The organism is Desulfobacter sp., from assembly GCA_028768525.1.
Taxonomy (GTDB): Bacteria; Desulfobacterota; Desulfobacteria; order Desulfobacterales; family Desulfobacteraceae; genus Desulfobacter.
Map to the genome: position 1 here is coordinate 5,657,208 of CP054837.1, position 14,065 is coordinate 5,671,272.

A 14,065-nucleotide genomic window follows, 5' to 3' on the forward strand; every position below is an offset into this window, starting at 1 on the left:
AGGCATGTAAACAATGGATTTTAATCCCTGTATGAAGCACCAGGTGGTCAGAAAGACGGTGCGGGAATTTGCGGAAAATGAAATCAGGCCCCATGCGGCGCAGATGGACAGGGAAGGGCGGTTCCCGGAAGAAATCGTGGAAAAGATGCGCCCTTTGAATTATTTCGGACTCCAGGTGCCCCGGGAACTGGGCGGTGCCGGCCTGGACACCATCTCCTATGCCATTGCCGTTGAGGAGCTTTCCCGGGTGTCGGCATCCCTGGGGCTCTGCGTGACCGTGCATAACAGTGTGGGGATTTATCCCATCCTGGCCTTTGGAACCCGGGAGCAGATTGAGCGGCTGGTGCCCGACCTGGCCTCCGGGAAACATATCGGCGCTTTCTGCCTCACCGAGGCCAACGCCGGGTCCGATGCCGGGGGGGTGGAGACCACGGCCAGGAAGGTGGCGGGGGAATATCTGCTCAACGGCACCAAGATATTTGTAACCAACGGCGGGGTCTGTGATATCGTCCTGATCTTTGCCGTTGATTTTTTGGAAGATGAGGCCGCCGGCCGGCCCGCAGCCAATGTGTTTATAGTGGAGAAAACCCGGCCCGGTTTTTCTGTGGGTGAGATCGAAGATCTGTGCGGGATGCGGGCCAACCCGGTATCCTCCCTTTTTTTTGAAGACTGCGCCATACCTGAAACCAACCTGCTGGGCCGGCCGGGTCAGGGGCTGAAGATCGGTCTCACCGCATTGGATACCGGCCGCATCGGCATCGCCGCCCAGGCCCTGGGCATTGCCCAGGCCGCATTTGAAGCCGCCCTGGCCTATGCAAAGGAACGCCAGCAGTTCAACACCCCCATTTCAAAATTCCAGACCATCCAGAATTATCTGGCCCAGATGGCCACTTCCATAGACGCTTCGCGGCTGCTGCTTTACCGGGCCGCTGCGGCCAAAGACAGGGGCGGCCCTTTTTCCGCCGAAGCCTCCATGGCCAAGCTCCATTGTTCGGCAACGGCCACATCCGTGACCGACCTGGCCGTACAGATCCACGGGGGATACGGGTATTCCAAGGAATACGATGTGGAACGCTATTATCGGGATGCCAAGGTGACCCAGATTTATGAGGGCACCAGCGAAATCCAGAAATTGGTGATTGCAAGGCATCTGCTCACCCAGCCCAGTTGACGCCAGTTTAAGGGAAAAAAGCAATGGAAAAGAAAACCTTTAATATAATTGTGTGTATCAAGCAGGTGCCCATGGTGTCCGAGCTGCCATGGAACGCCAAAACCGGGACCCTGAAGCGGGAACTGGCCCAGGGCATGATGGATCCGTCTTCCCGCACCGCCCTTGAGGCCGGACTGGGGTTGAGGCAGGAACCGGCCCCGGAAGGCCAAAGGGAAGACGGGGCTCAGGATATCCGGATCACGGCATTGTCCATGGGCCCCCCCATGGCCGAGGAAGTCCTCCACCAGGCCGTGGCCCTGGGGGCGGACAGGGGGGTGCTGCTCACGGACCGGCGGATGGCCGGAGCGGACACCTGCCTGACCTCTTTTATCCTGGGGGAATATATCCGCAAATTTGAACCGGGCACGGACCTGGTGCTCTGCGGTGCCCAGACCAGCGACAGTGAAACGGCCCAGGTGGGCCCACAGTTGGCCTGCGAACTGGATATTCCGGCAGTGGGGTGGGCAAAAGACATTCGCCTGGATGGCACCGTTCTAACGGCGGAGCGCCATGTGGATGATTTTCTTGAAACCCTGGAGATGGATCTGCCGGGGCTGGTCACCATTGACCATGGGGGCAGTGCACCTGAGTATGCCGGCCTGGCCGGGGTGCAGGCCGCCTTTGAATCCTCCAGTGTGGAGATTGTGGATGCGGACCGGCTTGGCCTGGGCAGGGGCTTTAATGCGCTGAAAGATTCCCCTACCCGGATTGTGGATGTGTATACCCCGGCCGCCCAAAAGGAAAACCGTGTGCTCAAGGGGACGGCAAAAACCGTGGTGGACCGGTTGTTTAAGGAATATGGCAAAATTATCAGTTCTGCCATGGGAAAGGATTTAAAGGGGGAATAGGCAAAAGGTGGCGGGTATGACGACAAACAAAGATATTTGGGTGCTGGGGGATTACCGCAATTATTTCAGGAGCCGGGTCACCCTTCAGATTCTGGCCCGGGCAAAATCCCTGGCAGCAAAAAACTGCGGCAGGGTCTGTGCCCTGGTCTTCGGGCACGGGGTGGATGAGTATGTGGGGGAATATATCGCCCACGGGGCGGACCGGGTCTATGTCATGGACCAGCCCCGGCTCAAGGAATATTCCCTTGAAACCTACAGTTTTCTGCTCACCGGCCTTGCAAAAAGGTTACAGCCGGATATTCTCCTGGTGGGGGCCACACGGTTCGGCCAGGAAATTGCCCCCAGGGTGGCCAAGGCCTTGAATACAGGATTGACGGCGGACTGCATTGATCTGGAAATCGATGAAAACGGCCGGCTTGTACAGATTGCCCCGAGTTTCGGGGGCAACCTCATCGCAAGAATCGTCACGCCAAGGGCACGGCCCCAGATGGCCACGGTCCGGCCGGGCACCTTCCATGAATTGCCCCACGACTATGATGCAACAGGAGAGGTGGTGAATCTGGACCTGCCGGAAGGCATCCCGGAAGACAGGGTGCGGTGTGTCCGGTCTGCGTATAAACCGGCAACGGCTGCCGGACTTGAAAAGGCCGATATCGTCATCACCGGCGGGCGGGGCATGGGCTCCAAGGGAAAATTCAAAAAATTATTTGAACTGGCACGGCTCATGAACGGGGAGGTGGGCGCCACCCGGCCGGTGGTCTATTCCAACTGGATCGGCCATGAATCCCTGGTGGGGCAGGCCGGCAAGCATATCCGGCCCAAAGTACTCTTTTCCTTCGGGATCTCCGGGGCCATCCAGCACACCGCCGCCCTTACCGATGCGGATTTTATCGTGGCCGTGAACAAAAACCCCAACGCCACCATGATGAAGCTGGCGGATGTGGCCATTGTTGCAGACGCCAACCAGGTCTGTTCCGGGATCATCCGGGCCGTGCGGGAGAAGATCAGGGACTAGCCCCTTGACTTGTGTCTGCGCGGATTTTATAACTACCCATGTTCCAAAGCCGGCCGGAGCGTTGCCGGAAAAGGCCGGCGCCTGTTTTGCCGGGTTCCAGAGGCAAGGCGTCTTTTATGGGCATTCACAGGGAGTGCACATGGGCCACGGACGGCAGGGGGATACTATTTTGTCGTTGCAGCTTATTTTACTTTACCATTTTATAGATTAAAGGTGATCCCATGACTGAGACCATTGAGACGATTTTCAACTATTTAAACCAGATCGGCTTTATGCATCCCCTGCACCCCGCCTTCACCCATATTCCCATGGGCATGTTAATCGGCGCCATTGTGTTCCGTTTCTGCTCCCTGATCCCCAAATTCAAGCCCCTTGCCAAAACGGCATACCATTGTGTGATTCTCGGATTTCTGGGGCTCTTCCCCACGGCGGTGACCGGGATCATGGACTGGCAGCACAAGTATGGGGGAGAGTGGGAGACCCTGATCATTGTAAAGATGGTATTGGCCGTACTGCTTGCGGCACTCATGCTGTTCATCGCCATTAAAGACGATACTGAAAATCCGGGCTTCAACAGGATTACAGGGGCCTATTTTCTGATGATTCTCTTTGCTGCCGGTCTTGGATTTTCCGGGGGCGAATTGATTTTTCAATAAGGACGCGTTGCGGTTTAAAGGTCTTTTTCGGCTTGGATGACGGCCCTGAGGCCGGCGTGGAGGTCTTCGGCGATCTGTCTGGCTGAAACGCCCAGACGGCGGGCATTTGAGATGTCAAAGACCGCGTTGTCCACCGCTGTTTTTTCCCCGGCCGTCCCCCGGATTTGAAGGTGGTGGGAAGAAACAATTCTTTTTAGCAGGGCCGGGCGCTTTTCCAGTTTTTCAAGGCAGATATGAACCCCGGCACGCATTGCCGTACCGATGTTGGTGGGACAGGCGGTTAAAAAGCCCAAATCCGGATCCTGTGCAAAGTCAAGCTGGCGGCCAAGGGCTTCAAGGCCCCGGACCAGGCGGTTGAATACCCCTGCAATATCCGAATCCGGGGAAAGGGCCATGATGCGCAGGTGGTCTTCTTCGTTTATCCAGATGCGAAATCCCCTGTCTGCACTTAAAAATACCCCCCGGCCCAGGGGGAAGTCACTGTTGATGCCGGCGGCATCCTGAAACCGGTCTCCTTTGGGAAAGGCCAGTCTTTCAGCCAACAGTTCCTGGTAGGCTTCTGCCCCAAGGTCTGAGAATTTGGTATAGGTGCCTGCCAGGTCTCCGGGAAGGGTCCCTGCGGCCTGGGACGCCAGGTTTTCCACCTGGCGCCGCTGGTCTGCCGTCATGTTCGGGGGAAAGGGGAGGGCGGCCAGGTTCCGGGCCACCCGTATCCGTGTTGACCGTATGAACCGGTTTTCGGGGTCCAGAAGGGGAAGGTCAACGGGTTGGCAGGCGTCCTGGTGGGACGGGGCGGTTTCAAGCCCGTGGTATTCCTTTATAATGGGCGTAAATATCCGGTCAAAGAGCCGGTAGGTTTCACTGTCTCCCACATATATGCCGATGCTGGAATCAATATTGGCCACCCCCGAGGCAACGGCTTTTTCAATGGTGAAGCCGGAGGCGGTTTTCAGCGGCAGCAGCGCCTGGTACAAAGCCGGGGATAAATGTTTTTTAACCAGCGCCCGGGAATCCTTATGGAAAATTCCAGGTTCGGCGTTCTGCCTGGAGTCAACTGTCATATCGGGAAGATTGGGAGGAGACCCCCCTGGCCAGGCGGGTCTGAATCTGGTCGAGGATGGTGCATTCGGCATGGCACTTGGGCAGTTCCTTTCTGAACTCGCAGTTCTGGCAGGGGCTTTTGGTCAGGTAGCCGATCTCAAAATCAAATAGGTCTCTTTTAATTGGATTATCCATTTTTTGCGGTGTCTATGCCGTACTTTTTTACTATATAAGGTGGAGCATCTTATACCATTTCAGGGGCGCCACCGTCAATGATTCTTCTGTCTTCATCCGGTTGAATCGGCCGGACGGCCCTCCGGGGCAGGGCCGGAATGGAACTAAGGGCGGTAAATGTAAAAAAAAATGGCCACGGGCTTTTTTCTTGTCAGCAAGCAATACAAATGTTAAGGGATTGTAAAGAAAACACGGTACATGTAAAAAATCAACGAAAAACAAACGAAACATTAAGGTTATAGCTGTGGCTGAATCAAGATTTGCAGAGTTGAAGGAAAGGGAAAAACAGGCAAGAAAACAGATTGTGATCGAATCCGCGCTGGCATTGTTTGCCAAAAAGCCGTTTTATGAAGTGGGGATGCGGGAGGTGGCCGATGAAGCCGGTATTTCCCCGGCAACGATTTACAGGTATTTTCCCAGTCAGGAAGAGCTGTTCAACGAGGCTTTTCTCCAGGATATATCTTCGGCCAGTTCCGAGTTCGAGCGGCTGGTGGAAAACGATGAACCTGCCAGCATCGAAGACTTTGCCGTCAAACTGGCCGACCACCTGATTGAAAACGAATCCACTTTTCAGATGATCACCTATCTGATGCTCAAGGATAATCTCACCCACCCGGTAATGGGAAAGTTTGAATCCGTGACCAAGGTGCTCTTCGTCATGTTTGCCAAGCTCCTTGAGCGCCACGGCATGGGCGAGGAGGACGCACGGCTGTATTCCCAGTCCTTTATCGCATCCATCACCGGTATTATCATGACCTTCCGGAATTCGCCCCTCAAGGATAAGAAATCAGTAAGGGAACATATCGTAAAGATTATAAAAATCACCTCATCCATATATTCAAAACAGCTTCTGGACGCCTGATTCCAGGCGTCCGGCAGGGAATGCGCCCCACCTTGACACCCGAACAGGGCTGACTATATTATCTGCAAAATATCGTAACCAGGCGGCCGGCGTGCCAGCTGGTTGCCATGGACTGTTCTAATTTAGGGAAAGGCGCATATGGAAGAAATTACCAAAGTCATTGAGCAGGCCCACCTCAAAGTCAGCCGGATCCGGCAGGAGGTGGGCAAGGCCCTTGTGGGCCAGGAAAAATTAGTGGACGGGCTGCTGACAGGCCTGCTCACCGGCGGGCATGTCCTCATTGAGGGGGTGCCCGGCCTGGCCAAAACTTCAGCGGTGAAGGCCCTGGCCGCAGCCATCCGGGCGGATTTCAAACGGATTCAGTTTACTCCGGACCTGCTGCCCGCAGACCTCACGGGCACGGAAATCTACCGGCCCAAAACCACGGATTTCATCACCCGGAAAGGCCCATTGTTCAATCACATCATCCTGGCAGACGAAATCAACCGGGCCCCCTCCAAGGTCCAGTCGGCCCTGCTGGAGGCCATGGAGGAAAAACAGGTAACCATCGGGGACACCACCTACGGGCTGCCCTCACCCTTTCTGGTTCTGGCCACCCAGAATCCCATTGAGCAGGAGGGCACTTATCCTTTGCCCGAGGCCCAGGTTGACCGGTTCATGCTCAAGGTCCTGGTGGATTACCCGGACCGGGCCCAGGAACTGGAAATCCTCAAAAAGACAAGCTTTTCAGGTGGAGATGAGATTACTCCTGTGATTACCTGCGAAGAACTGGCGGAGATGGCTTCGCTGGTGAACCAGATCTATGTGGATGAAAAGCTCAAGGAATATATTGTGGATTTGGTATTTGCCACCCGGAAGCCGGAAGAATACGGCATGGATACGGGGCGGTATATCGAATTCGGGGCCTCTCCCAGGGCCACGATTTTTCTGGCCAAGGCCGCCAGGGTAACGGCTTTTCTGGCCGGCCGGGCCTATGTCACCCCCCAGGACATCAAGGTGGCCGGACCTGACGTGCTCCGGCACCGTATCCTGCTTTCCTTTGAGGCCGAGGCCGAGGAGATCACCGCCGACCAGGTGGTGGCCAACCTCTTTGATTCAGTGGAGGTGCCCTAACAGCCTGCCATGATTCCGGCCCATATCATAAAAAAAATCCGGCAGATCCACATCAAATCCAGGAAAACCGTCAATACGGTGATGGCCGGGCAGTACCGGTCCGTATTCCGGGGCGCGGGCATTGAATTTGAGGAAGTCCGGGAATATGCCCCCGGCGATGATGTCAAATCCATTGACTGGAATGTGTCCGCCCGCACGGGCAAGGTTTTTGTGAAGCGCTACCGGGAGGAACGGGAATCCATTGTCATGCTCCTGGTCGACATGAGCGCGTCTTTGGCATTCGGCACCCGGTCCGGCCGCAAGCTTGAAAAAACAGCGGAACTGGCATCGGTCCTGGCCTTTAATGCCGTGAAGAACAATGACAAGGTCGGGGTGATATTCTTCACCGATCGGGTGGAAAAATATATTCCGCCGAAAAAAGGGTCCGCCCATGTCTGGCGGGTGATCAAGGAGATTTTCACCTTTGTGCCCCAGGGGCGGGGGACCGACATCCGGGCCGCCCTGGATTTCATGTCACGGATTTCCAAAAAAAGAAGCTTTGCCTTTATCCTTTCGGATTTTCTTTCCCAGGATTATGAAAAGAGCCTGAAAATCCTGGGCCGCCGCCATGAGGTGGTGGGGCTGCGGGTCTACGACGAAGGGGCCTTTGACCTGCCCGGGGAGGGCATCGTGGCGATCCGGGATTTTGAAACCCTTGATGCCCGGCTGGTGGATGCCGGTGATAAAAAGACCAGGGAGTGGTTCTGTAAAATGAAAGAAGCAGTACATTCCAAGACGGAGGCGCTTTTTTCCAGGGCATCCACCGATCTGGTGGATGTCAAAACCTCGGATGCTGTTTCAACGGTCCTGACCCGGTACTTCCGGCTCAGGGAAAGGCGGATGTGATGATGGAAGATATCCATGACATCCGGCCGCCGGTGATGGTGGGCATGGATCCCGCCCTGATCCGCATGGGGCTGTGGGTGGCCGCAGGCCTTGCCGCTGCCGCCCTTATTTTTATTTTGGTGCGCCGGTTGCTCAAAAAGAAAAAGTCCAAATCCGAGCTTACGGCAATTCCTGTGATCCCGCCCTATGAAATAGCCCTAGGGGCCCTGGAGCGCCTGGGAACGGCCTCCTCAGAGCATTCAGTCAAGGGGGCAAAATCCTTTTACTTTGAGCTGGGCCGGATCCTTAAACGTTATCTGGGGGCGACCTGGGATTTCAACGGCCTGGAAATGACCACCCAGGAACTGGGCAAGCAGCTTAAATCCGTTACTGATCTGCCCGGCCCCCTGAAATCCGAGATTTCCCTTTTCCAGGATATCTGCGACCCTTTCCGCTATGCACCGGACCTGGTTCCGGACCGGGCCCGGATGGATAAGGACCTGGGCCGGGGGCGGGAGCTGATCGAGTCCGTGGAGCGGGCCAAGGCACAGGCCCTGCAAAAACAGGCCTTGAACACAGGGGAGGGCAGCTGATGTTCCGGTTTGCCTCTCCCTGGTTTCTCATGGTGCTGGCCCTGCCCTGGGGCTGGATGCTTTTCCGGGCCTGGCAGGGGCGGAAATCGGATCCCCATATCAGGGTGTCCTCCCTGGAAGGCATGGGCCCTTCCCCCGCAGCCTGGGGGCTTTGGGCGGCCCGGAGTCTGCCGCTGTTCAAGGCGGTTGCCCTGAGTCTGATGATCCTGGCCCTGGCCCGGCCCCAGGCCGGAGACCGTAAGGTCCGGGTCAACACCGAAGGGATAAATATTATTTTGGCCCTGGATCTTTCCGGATCCATGCGGGCCTTGGACTTTAAGCGTGACGGCAAGATCGTCACCCGGCTTGGGGCGGTAAAAGGGGTGGTTGGGGACTTTATCCTCAAACGGGAAGGGGACCGCATCGGTATGGTGGTCTTCGGTACCCACGCCTTTACCCAACTGCCCCTGACCCGGGACTACAACACCATCTCCTTTATGCTGGATCACCTGAAGATCGGGGCGGCTGGACCCAATACGGCGGTTGGAGACGCCATCGGCATCTCCCTGAAGCGCCTTGAGGATGTCAAAGCCAAATCCAATATCATCATCCTGCTCACCGACGGCAAAAGCAATGCCGGAGAACTGGCCTGGGAGGACGGGGCCAAGATCGCCGCCCAGAGGGGGGTGAAAATTTACACCGTGGGGGTTGGCTCAAAGGGTAAAGCCCCCTTCCTGGTGGATGGCCTTTTCGGGCAGCAGTATGTCTACCGGCAGGTGGATATGGACTGGGAGGCCCTGGATGCCATTGCCAGGACCACGGGGGGCCAGTTTTTCAAGGCAAAGGACACCGAGGCGCTTGAAGATATTTATAAAATGATTGACGGCCTGGAGAAAACCCGGGTGGAAGTGGACAAGTGGGTGGAGTACAAGGAATTGTTTCCCCCTTTCCTGGGCGCCGGCATGCTGATCTACCTGGCCTGCCTGATCCTGGCCAATACCCGGTTGATCCGGATCCCCTGATGCGGGGTATAATGAATTTAATAATGGAAATTCAAGCAAGATGAAGTTTTCCCATCCCCCTTATCTTTTTCTGCTCTGGGGGGTATTGCCCCTGATTGGGCTGCTGGTCTATGGTATACGGCGACACAAAAAAATCCTTTCCCGGTTTGCCGACCCCGGGATGCTTCCCTATATTCTGCCGGGGTTTACCTATACCCGCAAATGGATAAAGGCCTGCCTTGTCGCAGCCGGACTCAGCCTGGCTCTGGTTGCGCTGGCAGGGCCCCAGGCAGGGTTTCACTGGGAAAAAATCACCCAGAAAGGGGTGGATATCATGGTGGCCCTGGACTGTTCCCGGAGCATGCTGGCCCAGGACGTCCCCCCCACCCGGCTGACCCGGGCCAAACGGGAGATCATCGACCTGACACGCCTGCTCCATTCGGACCGGGCCGGACTCGTGGCCTTTTCCGGCCAGGCAATGCTCCAATGCCCCCTGACCCTGGATTATCCGGCATTCCATATTTTTCTGGATGCCCTGACGCCCGATTATCTGCCCGTGGGGGGAACGGATTTGACGGCCGCGCTTATGACTTGCTACAAAGGATTTGATTCTGAATCCGACACGGAAAAAGCCATCATCCTGATTACGGACGGTGAAGATACAGCCCAGGGGAGCGAGGCCCTCACAGAGCTGGCCCAGACCCTTGCCAAGGAGAAGATCAGGGTCTTTGCCATTGGTGTGGGGGACCCGGCCGGCGCCCCCATCCCCAGGAAGGAAGGGGGATTTGAAAAAGACAGCCGGGGCAATATCATGCTCTCCAAGGTGGATGAAACCCTGCTTAAAAAAATTACGGCCATGACAGGGGGGCGGTATGTCCGTTCCGTGGCCGGTGACATGGATCTGGAGTTGATTTATACCAAGGATATTCTTGAAACCATGGAGCGCCGGGGGCTGACCCAGGGAAAGAAAAAGGTTTGGGCCCAGCGGTTTCAATGGGTTCTGGTGCCGGCGCTCCTGTTCCTGCTCCTTGAACTGATGCTGGCAAACAGGCCGGCTTCAGCCAAATCCGGGGGCGATCCGCGCATGCTCATGGGAATCCTGGTTTTCGCACTGGCCGCAGGCATGGTCCTGCCCGGCCCTGCCCGTGCCGGCCTTTTTTCATCTCCGGTGAAGGAGGGAATGGCCGCCTGGGAAAAGAAAGATTACCAGAAAGCCCAAAAGGCCTTTATTGATGCCCAGCTTGCCCGGCCCGAGGAGCTTCGGCTCTACTACAATATCGGTGCTGCGGCTTACGGGGCCGGGGAATATGATCTGGCCGAGACCAATTTTTTACAGGCGTCCCGGTCCAGGGACAAGGTGTTGCGCAAAAATGCCCTGTACAATCTGGCCAATACCCGGTACCGCCAGGGGAACCTGGAACAATCTGTCACGGATTTTGAAACCCTGCTCAAGGAATTCCCGGAGGACACCCAGGCCAAGGAGAATCTGGAATTCGTAAAGAAAAAGCTGGAAGAACAAAAGGAGCAGGAACAGAAAAAACAGGCGGGTGATAAGGATTCCGGAAAAAAAGACCAAAACGAAAAAGACCGGAATAACCAAGGCCAAAGCCAGGACCAAGGCCAAGACCAGGACCAGGACAACCAAAACCGCGACAAGCAGAATAAGGGCAACCAGGACCGGAATAAGCAAAATCAGGCCGAACAGGTTTCAAAAAAGCCGGGTCAGGATAGTTCCCGGGGGAATACGAAGCCGACCGGGGGAGAAAAGAATCCGCCGGAAGGAAAACAACAGAACCCGGCCGGCCCGCCTCCTGAGCCCAAAAACCAGGAAAAAGAGCAGGGCGGGGATAATGCCCAGGATGCAGCCCATCCCAAGGCCGGACCGGGACAGGCATCCCAAGGAGAAAAAGAAAAGCGCCCGGGGCAACCCGGGGCAACCCTGCTGGAAAATAAACTCAACCGGCTGGAAGACAAACCCGGTATGGGGGGCGTCATCCAGAGCGGCGGCCCGTCAAAAATAGAAAAAGACTGGTAAAATGGATACCATTGGCATAAGGATGGAAGAAACATCTGTCAAACATGCGTACAGCAAATCAAAAATCAGAGATAAGATGATAAATTCTTTACGAAAATACCGTTTTTTACTCATTCTCGGCCTTGTTTTCTGTCTGCCTGCCCTGGGCAATTGTTTTACGGTCACGGCCCAGGTGGACCGGACCCGGATCAGCCCCGGAGAAGCCGTCTCCTTGGAACTTACCGTGGACGGCGGCAAGGGCGAGGTGGATCTGTCGCCCATAACGGATTTTGAGGTGGTCTCTTCGGGGACGCAGACCAGTATCAACGCCATTAACGGCAAGTGGTCCCGCCAGGCGATCCACCGGTATATGCTGGTGCCCAAAAAAACAGGGGTGCTGACCGTCCCCCCCCTTGCCGTGGTTCGGGGCGGGGAGCGGGCCATGACCCGGGAGATCAGGATTCTTGTCTCAAAAGATACCGGGGCCGCGGGGCAACCCCGCACCTATTTCGCCCGGGCAAGCCTGGAGGATGCCGAAACGGTGACCGGCCAGCAGACGGTTTACACCCTTAAACTCTACGCGGCCAGGGCGTTTGCCGGCGCCTCCTTTGACCCGCCGGGATTTGAAGGCGTGGCGGCCAGGGAACTGACCCAGTGGAAAAAGTACAGGGAAGAGGTGAAAGGCCAGACCTATATGGTCAGTGAAGTCAAATACCTGATCCAGGGGGAATCGCCCGGTACCTTTGACATTGCACCGGCTGTATTTGTGGTTAAAGAGCCTGTGGGACGCTCACGGCGCTCGGCCGATCCCTTTGATTCTTTTTTCAATGACTCCTTTTTCAATACCACGCCCACAAGGCCGGTGCGGGTGGTCTCCAACCCAGTGACCCTGGCGGTTTCCCCCCTTCCCCAATACACAGGCAATACCGCATTTTCCGGGCTTGTGGGAGACTTCACCATGGCTGCCGCCCTGGATAAAGAAGAGATGAAAGCCGGAGAATCAGCCACCCTCACCCTCACGGTGCAGGGCCAGGGAAACATCATGGATGCGGCCATGCCGTCCTTAAATCTCCCCGAGGGCCGGTTCAAGGTTTATGAGGACAGTCCGGTGGAAGAAATCAATGCCACGGAACAGGGGCTGGCCGGCAAAAAAATCTTCAAGCGGGCCCTGGTGCCCTCAAAGCCCGGGGACGTGACCATCGGTCCTCTCTCCCTGGTATTTTTTCATGTGAAGAGCAATACCTATAAGACCATTTCCACGGCTCCCATAGGGCTCAGGGTGCTGCCGGGAGAACCGGCCACCCTGGTTGAGTCCGGTCAGGGGGCACCAGATACCGCCGCTGGGCCGATGGCCGGGGCAAAACAGGCGGTGGTCCTTAAAAATAAGGACATACTGGACATCCGGGAGGACATTTCCGGTATCCGCCCCGACGACCATCTGCCCCTGCACTGGTTTTTAACGCTGGTGCTGGTCCCTGGGCTGGGATTTGCCGGATTTTCAACCTTCCTCCAATACAGGGGCCGGGAAAAAACCATTGCTGAACAATACCGTGTCCGGGCCAGATCAGAACTGGCAGCGGCGGAAAAGGCCGGGGTGGACAGCCCTGAATTTTCAGGCCTGCTTCAGTCTGCCCTGACATCAGGCCTGCTGGCCAAAGGCGGGAAAGAGGGGGCAAGCCTGACCCGGACCGAGGCCCGGGAGATTCTGTCCGGTCCGGGGAATGATCCAAAGTTTACAGATCAGGTACTGGAGGTCATGGATACCCTGGACGGCGCCCGGTTCGGCGGTGCTGCAATGGATAAAGAAACCGCCGGCCGCTGCCTGTCCGGCGTCCGCAGTGTCATTAAAACCCTGGTCCTGTTTTTATGCCTTTTGCCTGCGGTGAGTCTCATGCCCACCCCGGCCGGGGCCGCGGACCATGCCCGGCATTTTATTGACGGGGCCCGTGCCTACCAGGCGGGTGAATACGGGGCTGCTGCGGAGAATTTTGAGGCCATTGCCGCCGCAGGGGTAAAGAACCCGGATCTGTTCTACAATCTGGGCAATGCCTATTTCAAGGCCGGGGAACTGGGCCGGGCCGTGCTATGGTACGAGCGGGCAAAGCGCCTGGCACCCAATGACCCTGATTTAAATTTCAACCTGGCCCATGCATTGGAGCAGGTCAGGGACAAGGCCGATGAGAAGTTTTCTTTCAGGGACGTCCTCTTTTTCTGGCAGGGGCTGGTTTCCCTGAAATGGCTGCAGTTTTTATCCATCGGCGCTTCTTTTGTATTTTTTGCCTGGGCCGGTGGACGGCGGGCCCTTAAAAAAAATATCTTTTCAGGTGCGGGCACGGCCATGGCTCTGGTGTTTTTTCTCTTTTTGACGACCACAGGGCTTGAGGCCTGGCGTCTTAACTCCGAGCACCGGGCGGTGATCCTTGGGGAAACCGTTGCTGTCCGCTCCGGCACCATGGAAACGGCCACATTGCTGTTTGATCTCCATGCCGGCACACGGGTGAGGGTGCTGGATAAAAAAAATAATCATTTTAAGATCCGGTTTGCCGGGGGAAAGGTAGGCTGGATAGGGGGCGGCGAGGCTGAAATTATTTAGGTTTCGGCCGCAGGACCGCCCGGGGGCCGGGAAAATCTTACC

At 56.4% G+C, this 14,065-nt stretch carries 13 protein-coding genes; 11 read left to right on the forward strand and 2 right to left on the reverse strand.

Annotated elements, in window-relative coordinates:
- The first annotated feature begins 13 nt into the window (after positions 1 to 13).
- From HUN04_24970 to HUN04_24985, 4 genes are all read left to right on the forward strand, one after another.
- Positions 14 to 1,171 (forward strand): acyl-CoA dehydrogenase family protein, encoded by a 1,158-nt coding sequence (locus tag HUN04_24970; GenBank protein ID WDP92795.1) that lies wholly within the window; start codon positions 14 to 16, stop codon positions 1,169 to 1,171.
- A 23-nt stretch (positions 1,172 to 1,194) separates the two neighbouring features.
- Positions 1,195 to 2,058, forward strand: a complete 864-nt coding sequence (locus HUN04_24975) for an electron transfer flavoprotein subunit beta/FixA family protein (protein WDP92796.1) — start codon at positions 1,195 to 1,197, stop codon at positions 2,056 to 2,058.
- Between the two features lie 16 nt (positions 2,059 to 2,074).
- Positions 2,075 to 3,073, forward strand: a complete 999-nt coding sequence (locus tag HUN04_24980; protein ID WDP92797.1) for an electron transfer flavoprotein subunit alpha/FixB family protein — start codon at positions 2,075 to 2,077, stop codon at positions 3,071 to 3,073.
- 221 nt (positions 3,074 to 3,294) lie between these two features.
- Complete coding sequence (locus HUN04_24985; protein WDP92798.1) at positions 3,295 to 3,729, forward strand: hypothetical protein; 435 nt, start codon at positions 3,295 to 3,297, stop codon at positions 3,727 to 3,729.
- A gap of 14 nt (positions 3,730 to 3,743) precedes the next feature.
- On the opposite strand, the gene HUN04_24990 is transcribed toward HUN04_24985, so the two are convergent.
- Together HUN04_24990 and HUN04_24995 are read right to left on the reverse strand one after the other, a co-directional pair.
- Entirely contained in the window at positions 3,744 to 4,790 is a 1,047-nt protein-coding gene (locus HUN04_24990) for an arginine kinase (protein WDP92799.1), read from the reverse strand.
- Positions 4,780 to 4,965, reverse strand: a complete 186-nt coding sequence (locus tag HUN04_24995; protein ID WDP92800.1) for a hypothetical protein — start codon at positions 4,963 to 4,965, stop codon at positions 4,780 to 4,782. The genes HUN04_24990 and HUN04_24995 overlap by 11 nt, the downstream gene beginning before the upstream one ends.
- Positions 4,966 to 5,248: 283 nt before the next feature.
- Here HUN04_24995 and HUN04_25000 point away from each other — a divergent pair, with 283 nt between their 5' ends.
- The 7 genes from HUN04_25000 (at position 5,249) to HUN04_25030 (ending at position 14,023) form a co-directional block, all read left to right on the forward strand.
- Positions 5,249 to 5,866, forward strand: a complete 618-nt coding sequence (locus HUN04_25000; protein ID WDP92801.1) for a TetR/AcrR family transcriptional regulator — start codon at positions 5,249 to 5,251, stop codon at positions 5,864 to 5,866.
- A 138-nt stretch (positions 5,867 to 6,004) separates the two neighbouring features.
- A complete protein-coding gene (locus HUN04_25005) occupies positions 6,005 to 6,979 on the forward strand; it encodes a MoxR family ATPase (protein ID WDP92802.1) in 975 nt (324 codons plus the stop codon).
- A 9-nt stretch (positions 6,980 to 6,988) separates the two neighbouring features.
- The gene (locus HUN04_25010; GenBank protein ID WDP92803.1) at positions 6,989 to 7,864 is read left to right on the forward strand and encodes a DUF58 domain-containing protein; all 876 of its coding nucleotides are present in this window, start codon (positions 6,989 to 6,991) and stop codon (positions 7,862 to 7,864) included.
- Positions 7,864 to 8,436: a hypothetical protein gene (locus tag HUN04_25015; GenBank protein ID WDP92804.1), complete on the forward strand. Its 573-nt coding sequence runs from the start codon at positions 7,864 to 7,866 to the stop codon at positions 8,434 to 8,436. Before HUN04_25010 ends, HUN04_25015 begins: the two co-directional genes overlap by 1 nt.
- Positions 8,436 to 9,437, forward strand: coding sequence for a VWA domain-containing protein (locus HUN04_25020; protein WDP92805.1), 1,002 nt, complete (start codon positions 8,436 to 8,438; stop codon positions 9,435 to 9,437). Before HUN04_25015 ends, HUN04_25020 begins: the two co-directional genes overlap by 1 nt.
- Before the next feature lie 40 nt (positions 9,438 to 9,477).
- Positions 9,478 to 11,451, forward strand: a complete 1,974-nt coding sequence (locus HUN04_25025; GenBank protein ID WDP92806.1) for a VWA domain-containing protein — start codon at positions 9,478 to 9,480, stop codon at positions 11,449 to 11,451.
- A 76-nt stretch (positions 11,452 to 11,527) separates the two neighbouring features.
- Positions 11,528 to 14,023 (forward strand): BatD family protein, encoded by a 2,496-nt coding sequence (locus HUN04_25030; GenBank protein ID WDP92807.1) that lies wholly within the window; start codon positions 11,528 to 11,530, stop codon positions 14,021 to 14,023.
- Positions 14,024 to 14,065: the final 42 nt, after the last annotated feature.